Origin of the sequence: Kosakonia sp. YIM B13571 (genome assembly GCF_042788095.1) — a bacterium.
Classification (GTDB): domain Bacteria; phylum Pseudomonadota; class Gammaproteobacteria; order Enterobacterales; family Enterobacteriaceae; genus Kosakonia; species Kosakonia quasisacchari.
On record NZ_JBHZPL010000001.1, the window covers coordinates 768,339 to 786,396 of the forward strand.

Genomic DNA, 18,058 nt, shown 5'->3' on the forward strand with positions numbered 1-18,058 from the left:
CCTTAATCATAATCAACGCGCAAATAGCCCCGCGCCACAAAATCGCCCTCGGCGGGTTTGAAGCCTGTGACACTCACCGGCCACGCGCTGATAGCAACGCGCGCAGCGGCGTTGTCATCAAGCTGGAAAGGAATTTTGCTACCCAGCGTGTTGGGTGTAAGCGGGTTACCCTCATGGTCGGCGACGACAAACCCCACGTCAGGATTATCAGAAACCATGACCTGCCCACTGGCTTTTTCCGCTTCCAGACGCATAGAAAGATAGGCCTGGGCGTCAACATTGGTGCACTCTATTGCCACGGTTTTAATTTGCGGATCGACACCGTTCGGGCGGTTCCCCGGCCCGGCCTGGCTAAAGAGCGCGGCGCCAATATTATCAAACTGAAATTCAACGACCTGGCCTGCATTGAGTTTGCAACTTTGCGGCACTTCCACTTTGCCGCTGTAGCTAATGGTATAGACCGGTACCGCGAGCGCATCGGTGTCCGTACTGGTGACATACACTCTAAACATGGTTTGGCGCGGGATCGGCACCATATTAATAAACGGCCGCACCACTTTAAGTTTAAAGATAAGCTTCGAATCCATTACGCCAAAAGGCTTCTGATTGGGTACGTTAGGGTGTGTTCCCATGCGGATAAAATTCCTTGGCGGGAAAAAGATGCCGGCGTAATCATCCGTGATGCTCATCGCCCCTTCGAGATAATCATTTAACCTCATGTATTTGTAACCGCCGTCAATGGTATGTATCGGCAAATCAGAGACATAGCTTCGGTAGGTGTAATTCACTTTGGTACCAGCAGGACAGACAGCCTGGACGCCAACCCAGCCGGATTTTTCCGGCAACGTCACCACCTCTCCAACATGGTTATTCCCGCTGGTAAACAGGTTCGACAGGTCATAATAGATATCCGTCGGTATACCTTTCGCGTTCACACAAATCGTGGCCTTCGCAGACGTCGCTGCCAGTAACAACACGCCGCAAAGCAGTGCATGAAATCTGTTCATAAAATCATCCTTGTTCACAACGGGCGCGTGTAATGACCACGGCCTGTTGCAGGCTTGCTTCCGGCAAGGAGTAGCGTGCCAGGCAGCGTGACTGTGTGCCGTCTCCCCACTGCACCAGCAGTTCACCCAACAATGGCAAACCGTTCAGGTACGCCTGGCCATCCTCACCCACCATGCCAGTCACGCCACTGCCGGTTTCACGCACCACCGAACCAAACGGTACCGGGCGATCGCCGCGAATGAGCGTAATCAGTGCGCGTACGCCAATCCGGGTGTCAAAGCTGGCCCGAACCAGCGCACCCTGCGTAGGCACGACGCTACTGACGCTGTTTTGCACATCGGTGTGGTTATCCATCGTGTTGGTATCAAGTGCAATGCGGTTGTAACGATAAACGGAGGCATAAGGGACGATCGCGTAGCCTCGCCAGTCGGTTTGCACCCCGGTCTGATTTTCCACACGCACGCCCTGTGCGCCCGGCGCTTTGATAAGTACGTTGGTATCGCCAAGTGGCTGGCTAAATGTCACCCCGTCGGCGTGCGCGACCACGCCGCCGCCAAGTTGCCAGTTATATTCGTGCTGGTAGGGATCGTAGTTATAACCGAGGCCGAGCGTACCCCAACCAGCCTGCCAGTTGGCATTAGCGCTGCCGCTGTAGCCGTTTGTGCTGCTGTGCCCCTGGCTTACGATGTAACTTAGGTTGCGTCCCTCAAGCAATGTACCGCCTACCCCGCTCTGCCAGCTATTTTGCCCGTTGCTGTTACGGCTAGCGTTAAGGTTGGCATAAGTGCGATCCAGCGCGCCTCCCCGGCTGTAACGCTGCCCGCTCAGGGCGCTAAACGGCACGGAAATATTCAACGCAATAATACGATCCGTATTATTGATATCGGGTGAGCGGTTCCACGACCATGTAAGCGAGTAGCTCATCCCCCGCCAGCCGCTGGCGTAACCAACTTGATACCAACTGCTGGGCTTAATGTTGTTCCAGTAAGTTTGTTGGCTGCCGGAAATATACAACGAGCCGTAATCCCCCAGGTTTTGCGAGATATTGACCTGAAAGCGCCCTTTTCTGTTGTTATTGAGGTTGTGGTAGCTAACGAGCACCGGTTTTGGCTGACGCCGCCCCTCACTCTCGTCCTGGTCTTCATATTCATACCCCTCCATGCGGCGATAGGCGACATCGTTCAGCGTATAAAAACCACGCGTCGAATAGCGATACCCGAGCAACTGAAAATTGGTGCCGTACTGGTTGAGTGATTTGGCATATAAAAAGCGCAACGATTGCCCCTGATGTGTGCTGCCATCCGCCAGTTCACTGCGTGCCTGGGTAAAATCGAGCGATATCGCCCCCCAACCGCCAAGGTTTTTGCCAGCGCCCGCCACAAAGGCGTTATAGCGCTTTGCCAGTTGAGCTCCGCCATAGGCGGTGTAACCGCCCGCCAGGCCGCCGATCACGCTCCCCTGGACAAAAGAAGGGGAAGATTGTTGATCGTTGCCGCTGCGAAAATTCCCTGCCACGAGGTCATATTTAAAACGCCCTTCACGTTGCAGAATCGGCACCGTCGAATACGGCACCGTATAACGTTGTTGGCTGCCATCCTTCTCATCGACGGTAACGTCCAGATCGCCGCTGGACGAGGTGGGGTTCAGATCAGAAATCACAAAAGCCCCCGCCGAGACATAACTCTGATAAATAACATAACCGTTCTGGCGGATGGTTAATTTAGCGGGCGTGCGCGCAATGCCGCGTACGGTTGGCGCGTAACCTTGCAGGCTATCGGGAAACATATTGTCGGAAGAGTAAAGGCGCACCCCGCGAAAACCGAGACCATCGAAAACGTCACTGCCGGTATTACTGTCGCCCATCACTAGCTCGCTTTTCAGCGGGATAATGGAACGTTGCAACCAGCTTCCAATGGTCCTCCAGTTCCGGGTATGCGCCTTCTCGCTGCTGCTGTAACGCCAGGCCCCGTTATTTCGCAACCGCCATGCGCCATAATTCAGCCCGCTTTGTAAGCTCAAAAAACCATTATTGCTGCCGGAGCTGTGGCTCCCCGTAAAGCTATAGTTAAGCAACGCAGCAGTAATACCCTCGTCCCACTCCTCAGAAGGAATGTAACCGCGTGCGCTGTTCAGCATCGAAGCCTGCGGCAACCCGATATTCAGCCGCATTGATGAGAAATCAAAGGCAGCTTCAGCGCCCGGTATAACGGCTGTGATATCCATACAGGTTTCACCCTGTGCGGTGAGCAGCGCTGGAAAAGCGCGAATATTAACCCCCAACCGCTTGAGCAAATCGAGAGTGAAGCATGGCATCAGGCCACCGGAAGCGGGTGTCGCCCCGTTATGAGCAATATCGAAACGTAGATCCTGAGTTGCGAAAAACTCACCGTCGCGCCAGATATCCACCCGATAAACCCCCGGAGGCTGGTTACCTTTTTCAAAGCGCGACAAATCGGCAACGGCAGCGGTGTCTTCCGATAAAAACGCCGGGTTGAAGTAGTTCTCAGCACGGCTCATTGCCGGGTGCAACACCGTCAGCAGCGACAACGCCAGCCGCGAGTAAGCAGAAGGAGACGTGCGCTTATTCATAGGCATCCCTGTCATTTGTCTGTGTTATGGCAGACCAACGGTTTTCACTGGCGTCAACGCGCCGTAATCATTCACCGTCTGGAAAGTCACTCCGCCCTGAACATTCGGAGGAATAAGCAACTGGGCGCGACTTTTGGGCGCGACCATAACATTGTCCAGCCTCTGTTTGCCCATATGAACATTCACCAGAGTGATGTAGTACACGGAAGGGTTAGTGATGTTCAGGTGTTTATCGAGACGCGAAAACTGCAGTTTTGCAGGCGCATCTTCTGTTAACCCGGATAGACTTTTCGGGCGAACAAACAGCTTAATGCGAGAGAGAACAGCCAGTTGCAGCACATTTTTGTCCGTTGCATTCTCTTTATTCACCGATGGAATCGCTTTTACGCTCAGCCAGAACAGAGATTCGCGGTCGCCGGGTAACGGTTGCCCGGCGTAAATAATACGCAGCGTGTTTTCGCTCTCCGGTTCGCTAACAAAAAGCGGCGGGGTTACAACAAACGTTTTTTCTTTTTCTCCACGATTATTTTCCACCCATGAATTGACCAGAAAACGCGCTTTCCCATCGCTATTAGAAATAGAGATAGAGGTCTGTTTATCCTCGGCAGGATAAATAACCCGGGTAGCGCCAAGTGCTATTCCACCTGCGGCTTTTACTGGCAGCGCGATGGATAATAAAAGACTGACAATCCAACCTGGTTTAAAAAAAATGTTCATAGCGAAAATAACTCTTCAAAATATTCTGATGGCTACCAGAAATAAGTCAGGGGTAGACCAGGGTAAACCAGACATCGGAACGCAAGTGTCCTGGCGTAATATGCTCAGTAATCGCCCGGTAGCGCGCGGAAAAATGCAGTGTGATTTCATCGGCTACCAGCGTGGAATAAGAGAGCGGCGTACTGTTGGGTATAATTTGCCGCTGCTGTTGATCAAACAGCGCCAGCCCAATGCCCTCAGCACCCTCTCCCCCCGAGCTGTGTGCGGCAAAAACTTGCGGATCTTCCGCCGGTGTTTGCCCGGAAAACACCACGCCGACATAGCGGGAAACATCCGCATCACACGCCGTCAGACGCAGTGCAAACCCGGTGCTTATGGGGGAGAAACTGCCGGTGCCGGAAAATGCATCCATGCGCTGCGACCCCATCTGCACATGTAAATCTTCACTCTCTGGCGCAACTGCACATGCCCCATTTACCAGCGATCCTCGCAGGTGAACGCGTCCACCATCAACGATTGCCGCCCTTGCCAGCAAAGGCATCATGCACAACATGAATGCCTGCGTGAGACCTGTCCTCATCATGGGTAATTTCTCGCATTACACTATCAAGCGCCTCATCCCTGAGGCCGCGTCATCCCTGGAAGTAATGGGTTATTGGTAGTTCATGATGAACGTCGCATCCGCATTTGCCTGCCCTGGTGTCGCGGTCGCACTGGTGGCTTTGTAACGTGCGGAGAAATGCAAGGTGTTGGTGCCTTCAAGCAGACTCTGCGCGGTGGAGGGGGCACCGTTTGGGATCACGGTTTGGGAGGCAGTATCAAGGATTTCGATCCCCACCCCGCTTGCCGTTGTGCTGTTGTCACCGGAGGTGATCGCCAGCAGCGTATTATCGCCGGCATCCACCTGGCCCGAAAACGCGACGGAAGCCGTCGGGAAGATACTTGGATCGCAATCATTAAGCACAATGTTGAACGGCACCGATCCGCTGGTAGCCCCTACGCCCGTGAAGGAGGCGGTGCGATATTGCCCCAGCGTCACGGTCTGGTCGGCGGAAGCGGTGTTGACAGCGCAAGCTGCATTCACCAGCTCCCCTTCAAAATGCACATTACCGCCGCTTGCGGTGTCTGCCTGTACGGCTCCCGCCATCAGCATCAATCCTGCAGCAACAGAACTAGCCATTAATTTCATATTCATAATATTTTCCTTGAAATAAAGAGTTGCGATTCCGACATCCTGCCGAAAACCGTTTGAGACTTGATTACGCTAAATACCAGATGAATGAACCTTTTCCTGTGAAGATATAACGCATCGGGAACTGCTTATTCGCTTCCCATTTCTCCCCTGGGAAAACACCCGATATTTTTCTCTGTGGACATAACAACTAGCCACAGCACGACAATAGTGATTTCGTAAAAATAAAAATATTCACCAATACTGTCATTACACCAGGTCTGTTCTTATTAGGGCTTAGGAAAAGGCCTGGCCTTGATTTATTAAACGGATAAGAAATAGCCGTAACTGCCTGTAACCGTGGCTTAATACCGGCGTTTCTTAAGGGTGATGAATTGTTGAAATTTGGTTAACAACTGGCGACAGCGAAGCCCTTGATCTGCCGCGCTTTCAGGCGCAGCGGTGGCGAAATCCGCAAACGGTAACTGACAGCGCGCCGCGCTTCTGACAAAATAGCCGCCATCCCCTTAGTTGATATGACAGATGGAATCCTCTCTCTGATGGCAGCAAAGATTATTGATGGTAAAACGATTGCGCAGCAGGTGCGCTCTGAGGTTGCTGAAAAAGTTCGGGCGCGCATTGCGGCAGGATTTCGCGCTCCGGGCCTGGCGGTCGTACTGGTTGGCAGCAACCCGGCATCACAAATTTATGTCGGCAGCAAGCGCAAAGCCTGTGAGGAAGTGGGTTTCATCTCCCGCTCTTACGATCTCCCGGAAACCACCAGCGAAGCCGAACTGCTGGCGCTTATCGACAAACTGAACGCCGATGCCGCCATTGACGGTATTCTGGTACAGCTGCCGCTGCCTGCGGGCATCGACAATGTGAAAGTGCTGGAACGCATTGCGCCGGACAAAGATGTGGATGGTTTCCATCCGTATAACGTAGGCCGCCTGTGCCAGCGCGCGCCGCGTCTGCGCCCGTGCACGCCGCGCGGTATCGTCACGCTGCTGGAACGTTACAACATTGACACCTTCGGCCTCAACGCCGTGGTGATTGGCGCGTCTAATATCGTTGGCCGCCCGATGAGCATGGAGCTGCTGCTGGCCGGTTGCACAACCACCGTGACGCACCGTTTCACTAAAAATCTGCGCCAGCATGTGGAAAACGCCGACCTGCTGATCGTCGCCGTGGGTAAACCGGGCTTTATTCCGGGCGAGTGGATCAAGGAAGGGGCGATTGTGATTGATGTCGGTATCAACCGTCTGGAGAACGGCAAAGTCGTCGGCGATGTGATTTATGAAGAAGCCGCCGCGCGAGCAGCGTATATTACGCCGGTACCGGGTGGCGTTGGGCCGATGACGGTCGCTACCCTGATCCAGAACACGCTGCAAGCGTGTGAAGAATACCATGATGTAAAAGGCGTATAAGATGGCAACATTTTCTCTCGGTAAACACCCGCACGTTGAACTGTGCGATCTGCTGAAGCTGGAAGGCTGGAGCGAAAGCGGCGCACAGGCAAAAATCGCCATCGCCGATGGTTTTGTCAAAGTGGATGGCGCGGTCGAAACGCGCAAACGCTGCAAAATCGTCGCCGGTCAAACGGTGAGTTTTGAAGGCCAAAGCGTTACCGTAACCGCGTAATCACGCGTAGCAAGCCGGGTTTCGCATCACCGCAGCCCGGCATCTTCTTTCTCATTCCCCTTGCCATCATCACGGTTAATTACCGATCAACCTCAAAGAATCATTAATTCATCTGGCTAAATGTGAAAATTTAGTTGCAGCCCGTTACGGCTTATCTCACGATGAGTAGAACGTTCTACTAAAACGTTCTACTAACAATAACAGCGCCAAAAGAGCGCTACTTCGGGGGAAATCAGCATGGGTCTGATATCAGGGTTTGTTAAATCATTGTCTAAATTGTCGATGATTGGCCGTGCGTTAATGTTGCCAATCTCGTTGCTGCCAGCCGCAGGCTTGTTACTCGCTTTCGGCGATAAATTTCACTTACCGCTGATGATGAACGCAGGTGGCGTTATCTTCGATAACCTGCCGATGTTGTTCGCCATTGGTTCCGCAGTGGGGCTCGCCTCCGAATCAGGGATTGCAGCGCTTTCCGCAGCGGTATCGGTGTTCATTACCAATATCACTATCGGCACCATGTTAGGTATCACGCCGGAAATGGCCTCGCAGGGCGGGAAATATGCCATGGTAGTCGGTATACCGACGCTGCAAATGGGCGTTTTTGGCGGCCTGATCTGCGGCATTCTTGCCGCCTGGTGCTATAACCGCTTCCACACTTTGCAGTTGCCGGAGTTCCTTGGCTTCTTCTCCGGGAAGCGTTTTGTTGCCATCGCCACGGCGTTCTTATCTTTTGTGCTCGGCTTGCTGCTGCCGTATGTCTGGCAACATATCCAGGCGGGCATCGATGCGCTTTCCGTTATCGTCAATGGCGATAATCAGGCTGCGTCGACGTTTATCTTTGGCTTAGTGGAACGCGCGTTGATCCCGCTGGGTCTGCACCATATCTGGTATCCCTCGTTCTGGTATTCCTTTGGCGATTACACCACGCAGGCCGGCCAGGTGATCCATGGCGATCAGACTATCTGGTTCAAAATGCTGGAAGAAGGGGTGAAATCTTTTAGCAGTGATACCTACCAGAACGCCGGTAAGTTTATGCAGGGTGAGTTCCCACTGATGTTGTTTGCACTGCCTGCAGCCTGCCTTGCGATGTACCACGAAGCGCACACCCGCAATAAGAAGATCGCATTTGGTATTCTCTTCTCTGCGGCGCTGACCTGCTTCCTGACGGGTATTACCGAGCCAGTTGAATTTACCTTTATCTTCGTTGCACCGATCCTCTACGTCTTTAACGCCATCATGGCCGGTCTGGCGTATATGACAATGTACCTGCTGCACGCGCACATCGCGAAATCCTTCTCTGCCGGATTTATCGACTACTTGTCGTTCGGGATCCTGCCGTCGTTTAACGGCTATCAGACCAATTTCCTTAACGCGGTGATCGTTGGCATCCCGATGGCGCTGATTTATTACTTCACCTTCCGTTTTGTTATCCGTCGCTTCGATGTGAAAACACCGGGACGCACGGAAGTTACCGCGGTAGCAGATGATAAAACCGACAGCGAACTGGCAACCGAGATCATCACCATGCTGGGCGGCGCGCAGAATATCGACTCCGTCGGTTCCTGCATCACCCGCTTGCGCCTGGAAGTGGCGAAAAGCGAAATGGTGGATAAAGATGGCCTTAATGGGCTGGGCGCGCGCGGTGTGGTATTTGTCGGCGATAGCGGTATTCAGGTTATTTTCGGCGCGAGGGCGCAATTTATCGCCCAGACCATGTCCACAATGATCGGCAAATAATAAAATACCGGGTTGGCGCGTCCCGCACGCGCCATATCAGGCGGAAAACCGGAAAAATCAGGGAGCGAGTTTGAAGAAAGTCAGCATCATTGATGTCGCTAAACAGGCGGGCGTTTCCGTTTCCACCGTCTCACTGGTGCTGCGCCAGAAAGGGAAAATTTCGCAGGCGACAATCGGTAAAGTCCATGCCGCTATCGATGCGCTCGGCTATGTTCACAATGTTGCTGCCGCTAATCTTCGCGCCAACACCTCCAACCTGATTGGGCTTATCCTGCGCGATTTCAGCGACAGCTTCTCGATAAAAGTGATGGCCAGCATCGTGCTGGAACTGGAAAAACAGGGTTATATGGTTTTTCTTGGCCAGCCGCTCAACGATGGCGATCACCTGGAACGCTGCCTGCTGTCATTCAAACAACAAGGCGTTGCCGGGGTGATTTATCTCGCGTCCGATACGCGCAGCTCGACTCTTCCAGCCCAAATCCGCGACTGCCCGCTGCCGCTGGTGGCGGTATCGCAGTCGCTGCTCAATGAGGAGTGCAATCTGGTGATGCGCGATAACCGTCAGGCCGCCAGCCTGGCAACGCGGTATCTTATCGAACGCGGGCACCGCAACATTGCGTACATTGGCGGCATTGAAGGCGATTTAATTCGCCAGCAGCGTCTGCTGGGGTTTCGCACCACCATGACGCAGCACGGGCTGGTATTGCGCGAAGAAGCCACTCCGGCATGCAGTGATGACACCCGCGCGGCGAGCTATGCTGTGCGTCAGTTACTGGAAAAAAACAGCACCATCACCGCCCTACTTTGCCACTCGCCCGATGCCATGATTGGCTCCATTGCCGGGATCCACCAAACCGGACATACGGTGGGTAAAGATGTGTTCCTCTCTCAGCAAGTGGCGCTCGTCGGCTTTGAAGATATGCTGCACGTCAATCTCACCTCGCCTTCCTTTACTTATGTTTCGTCCGCCAGTGAAGAGACCGGACGCCAGGCCGCGGGGTTAATCATTCGGAAGCTGAAAGAGCCCGCGTTGCAAACGCAGCGCATCACCCTTTCCGGGCAGCTTATTACCCGCGAGTCTGCGTAATGTGAACACGTCGGACAGACAGCGGCGTACTGATGGACTGTAAACTGGCATCGGCTTAAAACCGACCAGCCAGATTACCTTCTGACGACAAAAGATTCAGAGAACCCCGCAGTTTACCCGCCTGGCGCTTCGGCTATAATTTCGTTTTTCTTCAGAGACCTGCGCTATGCCAACGATTGTTACACACGCTGCTGTCCCTCTTTGCCTGGGATTAGGGTTGGGCAATAAAGTGATCCCACGCGGTCTACTGCTGGCGGGGATAGGACTTGCCATGTTGCCCGATGCCGACGTGCTGGCGTTTAAATTCGGTGTCGCCTACGGCAACGCCCTCGGTCATCGCGGGTTTACCCACTCGTTGCTGTTTGCTTTTGTGGTGCCGCTGTTGGTGGCCTGGCTTGGGCGAAAATACTTCAAAGCGAGTTTGGCGCGCTGCTGGGCGTTTCTCACCGTGTCGCTGCTGTCGCACAGCTTGCTGGATTCCATCACCACCGGTGGGAAAGGTGTTGGCTGGCTGTGGCCGTGGTCGAATGAACGGTTCTTTGCGCCGTGGCAGGTGATAAAAGTCGCGCCGTTTGCGCTGTCGCGCTATACCACACCGTACGGTCACCAGGTGATCATTTCGGAGTTGCTGTGGGTGTGGCTGCCGGGTGTGATTCTGATGCTGCTGTTGTGGAAAATGCGGCGGGGATAAACATTCACCACCAGTGGTGTTGAAGGGACAACAAAAAAGCGGCCGAAGCCGCTTTTTTTCTTACTTACGACGCCAGGTCGTGCCCTGCGGGCCATCTTCCAGCACGATACCCATCTCGTTGAGACGGTCACGCGCGGCATCGGCTGCCGCCCAATCTTTTGCTTTACGCGCATCGAGGCGCTGCTGGATCAACTGCTCGATCTCAGCCACTTCGCTGTCGTCCGCCTGAGCGCCACTTTGCAGGAAGAGATCCGGATCCTGCTCCAGCAGCCCCAAAATACCCGCCAGTTCACGTAGCTTTTTCGCCGCCGCATTCGCGCCCAGTGAATCCCCGTCATGTTTCAACGTATTCACTTCACGCGCGAGGTCAAAAAGCACGGAATAGGCTTCTGGCGTGTTGAAGTCGTCATCCATGGCGTCGCAGAAGCGTTTCTGGAACAACTCACCGTTCTCGAAATAACGATGTTCTGCGTTGTTGGTATCTGTGCCACGCAGCGCATTGTACAGACGCTCCAGCGCAGAGCGCGCCTGTTTCAGGTTCTCTTCGCTGTAGTTCAACTGGCTGCGGTAGTGACCGGACATCAGGAAGTAGCGAACGGTTTCCGCGTCGTAATACTTCAGCACGTCGCGCACGGTAAAGAAGTTGCCGAGCGATTTTGACATCTTCTCGCGGTCAACCATCACCATGCCGGAGTGCATCCAGTAATTCACGTATTCGCCGTCATGCGCACAGGTTGACTGGGCGATTTCGTTTTCGTGGTGCGGGAACATCAGATCGGAGCCGCCGCCGTGGATATCGAAATGCGAACCCAGCTGTTTGCAGTTCATTGCCGAACACTCAATGTGCCAGCCGGGACGGCCTTCGCCCCACGGCGACGGCCAGCTCGGCTCGCCGGGCTTGGACATTTTCCACAGCACAAAGTCCATCGGGTTACGTTTCACTTCCGCGATTTCTACGCGCGCACCCGCTTGCAACTGATCCAGATCCTGGCGCGAAAGCTGACCGTAAGTCGGATCGGTCGGCACCGAGAACATCACATCGCCATTTTCAGCAACGTAAGCATGATCGCGTTCCAGCAGGCGCTGGGTGATTTCAATAATTTCATGAATATGGTGGGTCGCGCGCGGTTCGCTGTCCGGGCGCAGGATATTGAGCGCGTCAAAATCCTTATGCATCTCAACGATCATCCGGTCGACCAGTGCAACAAAACTTTCGCCATTCTCATTAGCGCGCTTAATGATTTTGTCGTCAATATCGGTGATATTGCGGACATATTTCAGCTTATAGCCGAGAAAGCGCAAATAGCGGGATACCACGTCAAAAGCGACAAACGTACGGCCGTGACCGATATGACAGAGATCGTAAACGGTAATACCACACACGTACATGCCGACTTCCCCGGCATGAATAGGTTTGAATTCCTCTTTTTGGCGCGTCAGTGTATTAAAGATTTTTAACATCGAAGATTCCATGTGGACGTGTGTGGAACGAAAACCGCATATATTACCCGTAATTCAAACCCGAAGCAGCACACTTTGCAAGGTGATCCAGCCTCGCGGTTATGCTATAACAAGCGACTATCTCTGACCCACTGGCGGGTCTACGCACTACACTATCAGAACAGGATGCAATAATGGTTACTTTCCACACTAATCACGGCGACATCGTAATCAAAACCTTTGATGACAAAGCGCCTGAAACAGTTAAAAACTTCCTGGACTACTGCCGTGAAGGTTTCTACAACAACACGATTTTCCACCGTGTTATCAATGGTTTTATGATTCAGGGCGGCGGTTTTGAACCGGGCATGAACCAGAAAGTCACTAAAGACCCCATCAAAAACGAAGCCAACAACGGTCTGAAAAACACCCGTGGTACGCTGGCCATGGCGCGTACTCAGGCTCCGCACTCCGCTACTGCGCAGTTCTTCATCAACGTAGCTGATAACGACTTCCTGAACTTCAGCGGCGAAAGCATGCAAGGCTGGGGTTACTGTGTGTTTGCCGAAGTGGTTGAAGGCATGGACGTTGTTGACAAGATCAAAGGCGTTTCTACCGGCCGCAGCGGCATGCACCAGGATGTGCCGAAAGAAGACGTAGTGATTGAAAGCGTGGACGTCAGCGAGTAATTGGTGGCGACACTCTTTATCGCAGATTTGCATCTGCAAACAGAAGAACCGGCGATCACCGCCGGTTTTCTGCGTTTTTTGGCCGGTACAGCGCGTGAAGCCGATGCGCTCTACATTTTGGGCGATCTGTTTGAAGCCTGGATCGGCGACGACGACCCAAACCCGCTACATCAACAGATAGCCCATGCGCTGAAAGCTGTTGTCGACAGTGGCGTTCCTTGCTATTTCATTCACGGCAACCGCGATTTCCTGCTCGGCCAACGCTTCGCGCAAGCCAGCGGTATGCAGTTATTACCTCAGGAACAAGTGCTCAATCTGTATGGCCGCAACGTGCTGATTATGCATGGCGATACGCTCTGCACCGACGATGCCGGTTACCAGGCCTTTCGCGCCAAAGTACACCAACCCTGGCTGCAAAAGTTGTTCCTCGCCCTGCCGCTCTTTATCCGCCGACGTGTTGCCGCGAAAATGCGCGCGGGCAGTAAAGCCGCCAACAGCAGCAAGTCGCTTTCGATTATGGATGTAAACCAGCACGCCGTGGTGGAAGCCATGGAAAAACACCAGGTGCAGTGGTTGATCCACGGTCATACCCATCGCCCGGCAGTGCATGAACTCACCGCCAATAACGCGCCCGCATTCCGTGCCGTTTTAGGCGCATGGCACAGCGAAGGCTCGATGGTGCGCGTCAGCGACAGCGATGTTGAACTGATTTATTTTCCTTTCTGATTACGCTGGCGATGACACGTCAAACGCGCGAAAACATCGCCACGCAACCGTTTTCCTTGCCGGTTTTACATGCTATTCTCTGTGCCCTCTTATGTAGTCTGAAGCACACCCACAGGAGTTTTGAGACGTATGTCTTCAAGCAACCAACCGGCGCGCATCGCCATTGTTATGGGCTCGAAAAGCGACTGGGCCACCATGCAATTCGCCGCAGAAATCCTCGATACCCTGAACGTTCCGCACCATGTTGAAATCGTCTCCGCACACCGCACCCCGGATAAACTGTTTAGCTTCGCCGAAAGTGCGGAACAAAACGGTTATCAGGTGATCATTGCCGGTGCCGGTGGCGCAGCGCATCTGCCGGGCATGATCGCGGCGAAAACACTGGTTCCGGTGCTGGGTGTGCCGGTACAAAGCGCTGCGTTAAGCGGTGTGGACAGCCTTTACTCTATCGTGCAGATGCCGCGTGGCATTCCAGTAGGAACGCTGGCAATTGGCAAAGCGGGTGCGGCAAACGCTGCGTTGCTGGCCGCGCAGATCCTCGCGCAACATGATGCAGTACTGCACCAACGCCTGGCTGACTGGCGTAAATCTCAGACTGATGAGGTGCTGGATAATCCCGATCCGAGAGGCGCGGCATGAAACAGGTTTGCGTATTAGGTAACGGCCAGCTTGGCCGGATGTTGCGCCAGGCCGGTGAGCCGCTCAGCATTGCGGTCTGGCCGGTTGGGCTGGATGATGCGCCAGAAGCGGTACCGTTCCAGCAGAGTGTGATTACCGCCGAAATTGAGCGCTGGCCGGAAACGGCGTTAACCCGCGAGCTGGCGCGCCACCCGGCGTTTGTTAACCGCGATGTATTTCCGATCATTGCCGACCGCCTGACGCAAAAACAGCTATTCGACAAACTCGAACTGGCTACCGCGCCGTGGCAATTGTTGGCAGATAAAAGCGAATGGCCAGCGGTGTTTTCCCGCCTGGGAGAGCTGGCAATTGTTAAGCGCCGCGTGGGTGGCTATGACGGTCGTGGGCAGTGGCGCTTACGTGCGGGTGAAACGGATCAGTTGCCGGACGACTGCTACGGCGAGTGCATTGTTGAGCAGGGCATTAATTTTTCTGGTGAAGTGTCGCTGGTTGGCGCGCGCGCGCGCGATGGCAGTACCGTGTTTTATCCACTGACGCACAACCTACATCAGGACGGCATTTTGCGTACCAGTGTGGTTTTCCCGCAGGCTAACGCTGCGCAGCAACAGCAGGCGGAAGACATGCTTTCCGCCATCATGCATGAGCTGAACTATGTCGGCGTGATGGCGATGGAGTGCTTCGTCACACCCGGCGGGCTGCTGATTAATGAACTAGCCCCGCGCGTGCATAACAGCGGCCACTGGACACAGAACGGTGCTTCTATCAGCCAGTTTGAACTGCACCTGCGCGCGGTCGTGGATCTGCCGTTGCCGCCGCCGGTAGTGAACAGCCCGTCGGTGATGATCAACCTGATTGGCAGCGATCTGAATTACGACTGGTTGAAGCTGCCGCTGGTGCATCTGCACTGGTACGACAAAGAGGTACGTCCGGGGCGCAAAGTGGGCCATTTGAACCTGAACGATGATGACACCTCGCGTCTGAGCGCCACGCTGGAAGCGCTGGTGCCGCTGCTGCCGCCCGAGTATGCGAGCGGCATTGCCTGGGCGCAGTCAAAACTGCAGTAATCTCCCGCCGGGGAATTGATCTCCCTTGTTTGGGGCGTAAAATCTGCACGCTGGTGGGGTTACCACCAGCGTTTTGCAGAAGGAAGCCCAATGAACGACACCACGGATTATCTCGCCCTCCTGCGGGATGAAACGCCTCTTATTGATGTTCGCGCGCCGGTTGAGTTCGCCAAAGGCGCAATGCCTGCCGCCCTCAATCTCCCCTTAATGAACGACCGCGAACGCATGTTAGTGGGCACCTGCTATAAACGCGAAGGCGCAGAAGCCGCACTTCGCCTCGGGCATCAACTGGTCAATGGCGAAACCCGCGAACAACGCATCGAAGCATGGCGGCAAGCTTGTGCGCAATATCCGCAGGGTTACTTTTGTTGCGCTCGCGGTGGCCAGCGTTCGCATATCGTTCAGCAATGGCTCCGTGAACGCCAGGTTGACTATCCGCTGGTGATCGGTGGTTATAAAGCGCTGCGCCAGGCGGCAATTGACGCAACACAACAATGCATGCAACGCCCGGCGCTGCTGGTGGGTGGCTGCACGGGAAGTGGCAAAACGTTGCTGGTGCGTTCACAACATAACGGCATCGACCTTGAAGGGCTCGCCCGGCATCGCGGTTCTTCGTTTGGCCGGACGCTGCAACCGCAGCGCTCACAGGCCAGCTTCGAAAACCATCTGGCAACGGCGTTACTGAAAGTGACGCCCCCGTTCTGGCTGTTGGAAGACGAAAGCGCAGCCATTGGGGCGAACCACCTGCCGGAAGTTGTCCGCGTGAGAATGGCGCAATCGCCGCTGGTGGTAGTGGAAGATCCCTTTGCACAACGGCTGGAGCGTTTGCGCGTCGACTATTTCGTACAGATGCACGCAGCGTTTATCACCCGCGATGGCGAGGAAGAAGGCTGGCGTCAGTATGCGGAATATCTGCGTCACGGGCTCTTTGCCATTCGCCGCCGTCTGGGGTTACAGCGTTATGCGGAATTGACGCGACATCTGGAGAACGCGCTGGATCAGCAGCAACGCAGCGGCAATACCGAGGGGCACTTCGCGTGGCTCGCGCCGCTGCTGGAGGAGTACTACGATCCGATGTACCGTTACCAGCTTGAAAAGCGCGCGACAGACATTCGCTTTCGCGGCACTTTCGCAGAGGTTGCGGCCTGGCTGACGGCACACAATCCTTAATGACGATCGCGCTTATCGGCGCGTTTCGCCAGCCAGTCTCCCAGTACCTGGACTATCTGCACCAGAATAATCAGCGCGATCACCGTGACTATCATGACCTGGGTTTCATACCGGTAATAGCCGTAGCGGATCGCCAGATCGCCCACGCCACCGCCACCGACAATCCCGGCCATCGCTGAATACCCAATCAGACTCACCAGCGTAATGGTCAGACCGCGCAGCAGACCCGCGCTGGCTTCCGGCAACAGCACCGTGCAGATAATGCGCAGCGGACTGGCACCAAAGGCTTCCGCCGCTTCAATAATGCCTTTATCCACCTCGCGCAAAGCGCTATCGACCAGCCGCGCATAAAAAGCAATCGCCGCCACAGAGAGCGGCACCGACGCGGCAATCGGCCCAATTGTGTTACCGAGCAAAAACTGCGTTACCGGCAACAGCAGCACCAGCAGGATCACAAACGGTACCGAGCGGATAATATTCACCAGCACCGTACTCACCAGATACACCGCGCGGTTTTGCCAGAACAGGTGCCTGTCGGTAACGAAAATCAGGAAACCGAGCGGCAAACCGCCGACAATCGCCAGCACCGTTGAGATGCTTAACATCTGGAAGGTTTCGCCAAAGGCGAGACTCAGATCGGCCATTAAATCATCCACGGATCACCTCCACCTGCGCGGTACGGTTGCGAATATAGTCCACGGCATCACTGACTGCCGCCGGGTTTTGCGTCGACGTCAGTTGCACCACCAGAATGCCCAGCGCCCGCTCACCGATGTATTCAATTTTGCCGTGCAGGATATTGACCGCGACACCAAATTTCACCGCCGCGTCAGAGAGCACCGGCTGCTCTGCGGAATCACCAATAAACAGAATCTTCAATAATTGCCCCGGCAGATGCTGTTGCAAACGCTCCGGCAAGGTCAAATTCAGCGTGTGCGCCACCAGTTGACGGGTGAAGGGATGCTGCGGATGGGCAAAAATATCGAACACGTCGCCCTCTTCCACCACTTTGCCGCCGGACATCACCGCCACGCGATCGCAGATCGATTTGATCACGTTCATCTCGTGGGTGATCAGCACAATGGTGATCCCCAACTGTTCATTGATCTGCTTGAGCAGGGCAAGAATGGTCGCGGAAGTTTCCAGATCCAGCGCCGAGGTCGGTTCATCACACAGCAATACATCCGGGTGATTAGCGATGGCGCGCGCAATACCGACCCGCTGTTTCTGCCCGCCACTTAATTGCACCGGATAGCGACTGGCTTTATCGCTTAACCCCACCAGTTGCAGGATCTCAGCCACGCGCGGGGCGATTTTACTGCGTTCCCACCCCGCTGCTTTCAGGCTGAAGGCCACATTTTGCGCCACGGTGCGGGTGTGCATCAGGTTGAAGTGCTGGAAAATCATACCGATGCGCTGACGTGCTTTGCGTAACGTAATGCCTTCCAGCGCCGAAATCGCCACACCATTGATTTTGACGCTGCCCTGGCTTGGGCGTTGCAGCGCATTCAGTGTGCGCAGCAACGTACTTTTGCCCGCGCCGCTGGTGCCAACAATGCCGAAGATCTCCCCCGGCGCAATGCGCAGCGTGACATCCTCTACCGCCCGGGTCGTGCTCGTACTGCCGCGCGCTGCGGGGAAATCCACGCACACTTTATCTATTTCAATCATGCAAACCTCAAACGACAA

General features: G+C 54.6%; 18 protein-coding genes. 10 read left to right on the forward strand and 8 right to left on the reverse strand.

The window, feature by feature from the left end; translation table 11 throughout:
* Positions 1-2: 2 nt before the first annotated feature.
* The 5 genes from fimH to fimA form a co-directional block, all read right to left on the reverse strand.
* Positions 3-1,007 (reverse strand): type 1 fimbria D-mannose specific adhesin FimH, encoded by a 1,005-nt coding sequence (gene fimH / locus ACFX4O_RS03740; protein ID WP_380207365.1) that lies wholly within the window; start codon positions 1,005-1,007, stop codon positions 3-5.
* Between the two features lie 4 nt (positions 1,008-1,011).
* Positions 1,012-3,597, reverse strand: coding sequence for a fimbrial biogenesis usher protein (locus ACFX4O_RS03745; protein ID WP_380207367.1), 2,586 nt, complete (start codon positions 3,595-3,597; stop codon positions 1,012-1,014).
* A 24-nt stretch (positions 3,598-3,621) separates the two neighbouring features.
* Complete coding sequence (gene fimC / locus ACFX4O_RS03750; RefSeq protein WP_131406102.1) at positions 3,622-4,314, reverse strand: type 1 fimbria chaperone FimC; 693 nt, start codon at positions 4,312-4,314, stop codon at positions 3,622-3,624.
* A 46-nt stretch (positions 4,315-4,360) separates the two neighbouring features.
* On the reverse strand, positions 4,361-4,897 hold the full coding sequence (gene fimI / locus ACFX4O_RS03755) for a type 1 fimbrial protein subunit FimI (protein WP_380207370.1): 537 nt from the start codon (positions 4,895-4,897) through the stop codon (positions 4,361-4,363).
* Between the two features lie 69 nt (positions 4,898-4,966).
* Positions 4,967-5,509 carry a type 1 fimbrial major subunit FimA gene (gene fimA, locus ACFX4O_RS03760; RefSeq protein ID WP_131406100.1) on the reverse strand — a complete coding sequence of 181 codons (543 nt, stop codon included), beginning with the start codon at positions 5,507-5,509 and terminating at the stop codon, positions 4,967-4,969.
* 536 nt (positions 5,510-6,045) lie between these two features.
* Here fimA and folD point away from each other — a divergent pair.
* From folD to ACFX4O_RS03785, 5 genes are all read left to right on the forward strand, one after another.
* Positions 6,046-6,912, forward strand: coding sequence for a bifunctional methylenetetrahydrofolate dehydrogenase/methenyltetrahydrofolate cyclohydrolase FolD (gene folD / locus ACFX4O_RS03765; RefSeq protein ID WP_131406099.1), 867 nt, complete (start codon positions 6,046-6,048; stop codon positions 6,910-6,912).
* Position 6,913: 1 nt separating this feature from the next.
* The gene (gene ybcJ, locus ACFX4O_RS03770) at positions 6,914-7,126 is read left to right on the forward strand and encodes a ribosome-associated protein YbcJ (RefSeq protein WP_017455715.1); all 213 of its coding nucleotides are present in this window, start codon (positions 6,914-6,916) and stop codon (positions 7,124-7,126) included.
* Positions 7,127-7,363: 237 nt separating this feature from the next.
* Positions 7,364-8,863: a PTS transporter subunit EIIC gene (locus ACFX4O_RS03775; RefSeq protein ID WP_131406098.1), complete on the forward strand. Its 1,500-nt coding sequence runs from the start codon at positions 7,364-7,366 to the stop codon at positions 8,861-8,863.
* 70 nt (positions 8,864-8,933) lie between these two features.
* Complete coding sequence (malI, locus tag ACFX4O_RS03780) at positions 8,934-9,950, forward strand: Mal regulon transcriptional regulator MalI (RefSeq protein WP_380207373.1); 1,017 nt, start codon at positions 8,934-8,936, stop codon at positions 9,948-9,950.
* A 166-nt stretch (positions 9,951-10,116) separates the two neighbouring features.
* Complete coding sequence (locus ACFX4O_RS03785) at positions 10,117-10,641, forward strand: metal-dependent hydrolase (protein WP_380207375.1); 525 nt, start codon at positions 10,117-10,119, stop codon at positions 10,639-10,641.
* Positions 10,642-10,701: 60 nt separating this feature from the next.
* Here ACFX4O_RS03785 and cysS read toward each other — a convergent pair whose 3' ends face one another.
* Entirely contained in the window at positions 10,702-12,102 is a 1,401-nt protein-coding gene (cysS, locus tag ACFX4O_RS03790) for a cysteine--tRNA ligase (protein ID WP_380207377.1), read from the reverse strand.
* Between the two features lie 173 nt (positions 12,103-12,275).
* Here cysS and ppiB point away from each other — a divergent pair, with 173 nt between their 5' ends.
* The 5 genes from ppiB to mnmH all read left to right on the forward strand — a co-directional run bounded on the left by ppiB (position 12,276) and on the right by mnmH (position 16,369).
* Entirely contained in the window at positions 12,276-12,770 is a 495-nt protein-coding gene (gene ppiB, locus ACFX4O_RS03795; RefSeq protein WP_020456843.1) for a peptidylprolyl isomerase B, read from the forward strand.
* Between the two features lie 3 nt (positions 12,771-12,773).
* Positions 12,774-13,496: a UDP-2,3-diacylglucosamine diphosphatase gene (gene lpxH / locus ACFX4O_RS03800; protein WP_380207380.1), complete on the forward strand. Its 723-nt coding sequence runs from the start codon at positions 12,774-12,776 to the stop codon at positions 13,494-13,496.
* 129 nt (positions 13,497-13,625) lie between these two features.
* Entirely contained in the window at positions 13,626-14,135 is a 510-nt protein-coding gene (purE, locus tag ACFX4O_RS03805) for a 5-(carboxyamino)imidazole ribonucleotide mutase (RefSeq protein WP_380207382.1), read from the forward strand.
* Positions 14,132-15,199: a 5-(carboxyamino)imidazole ribonucleotide synthase gene (purK, locus tag ACFX4O_RS03810; RefSeq protein WP_380207384.1), complete on the forward strand. Its 1,068-nt coding sequence runs from the start codon at positions 14,132-14,134 to the stop codon at positions 15,197-15,199. The genes purE and purK overlap by 4 nt, the downstream gene beginning before the upstream one ends.
* Positions 15,200-15,289: 90 nt before the next feature.
* A complete protein-coding gene (gene mnmH, locus ACFX4O_RS03815) occupies positions 15,290-16,369 on the forward strand; it encodes a tRNA 2-selenouridine(34) synthase MnmH (RefSeq protein ID WP_380207386.1) in 1,080 nt (359 codons plus the stop codon).
* Here mnmH and ACFX4O_RS03820 read toward each other — a convergent pair.
* Both ACFX4O_RS03820 and sfbB read right to left on the reverse strand, forming a co-directional pair.
* Positions 16,366-17,025 carry a methionine ABC transporter permease gene (locus ACFX4O_RS03820; protein WP_020456837.1) on the reverse strand — a complete coding sequence of 220 codons (660 nt, stop codon included), beginning with the start codon at positions 17,023-17,025 and terminating at the stop codon, positions 16,366-16,368. The genes mnmH and ACFX4O_RS03820 overlap by 4 nt on opposite strands.
* On the reverse strand, positions 17,018-18,040 hold the full coding sequence (sfbB, locus tag ACFX4O_RS03825) for a virulence-associated ABC transporter ATP-binding protein SfbB (protein ID WP_380207389.1): 1,023 nt from the start codon (positions 18,038-18,040) through the stop codon (positions 17,018-17,020). Before sfbB ends, ACFX4O_RS03820 begins: the two co-directional genes overlap by 8 nt.
* Positions 18,041-18,058 lie beyond the last annotated feature (18 nt).

Bases quoted from the DNA above. Each gene is read 5' to 3' on its own strand.
- fimH (WP_380207365.1), bottom strand. From the start codon at position 1,007: ATGAACAGATTTCATGCACTGCTTTGCGGCGTGTTGTTACTGGCAGCG.
- ACFX4O_RS03745 (WP_380207367.1), bottom strand. From the start codon at position 3,597: ATGAATAAGCGCACGTCTCCTTCTGCTTACTCGCGGCTGGCGTTGTCG.
- fimC (WP_131406102.1), bottom strand. From the start codon at position 4,314: ATGAACATTTTTTTTAAACCAGGTTGGATTGTCAGTCTTTTATTATCC.
- fimI (WP_380207370.1), bottom strand. From the start codon at position 4,897: ATGATGAGGACAGGTCTCACGCAGGCATTCATGTTGTGCATGATGCCT.
- fimA (WP_131406100.1), bottom strand. From the start codon at position 5,509: ATGAATATGAAATTAATGGCTAGTTCTGTTGCTGCAGGATTGATGCTG.
- folD (WP_131406099.1), top strand. From the start codon at position 6,046: ATGGCAGCAAAGATTATTGATGGTAAAACGATTGCGCAGCAGGTGCGC.
- ybcJ (WP_017455715.1), top strand. From the start codon at position 6,914: ATGGCAACATTTTCTCTCGGTAAACACCCGCACGTTGAACTGTGCGAT.
- ACFX4O_RS03775 (WP_131406098.1), top strand. From the start codon at position 7,364: ATGGGTCTGATATCAGGGTTTGTTAAATCATTGTCTAAATTGTCGATG.
- ACFX4O_RS03785 (WP_380207375.1), top strand. From the start codon at position 10,117: ATGCCAACGATTGTTACACACGCTGCTGTCCCTCTTTGCCTGGGATTA.
- cysS (WP_380207377.1), bottom strand. From the start codon at position 12,102: ATGTTAAAAATCTTTAATACACTGACGCGCCAAAAAGAGGAATTCAAA.
- ppiB (WP_020456843.1), top strand. From the start codon at position 12,276: ATGGTTACTTTCCACACTAATCACGGCGACATCGTAATCAAAACCTTT.
- purE (WP_380207382.1), top strand. From the start codon at position 13,626: ATGTCTTCAAGCAACCAACCGGCGCGCATCGCCATTGTTATGGGCTCG.
- purK (WP_380207384.1), top strand. From the start codon at position 14,132: ATGAAACAGGTTTGCGTATTAGGTAACGGCCAGCTTGGCCGGATGTTG.
- mnmH (WP_380207386.1), top strand. From the start codon at position 15,290: ATGAACGACACCACGGATTATCTCGCCCTCCTGCGGGATGAAACGCCT.
- sfbB (WP_380207389.1), bottom strand. From the start codon at position 18,040: ATGATTGAAATAGATAAAGTGTGCGTGGATTTCCCCGCAGCGCGCGGC.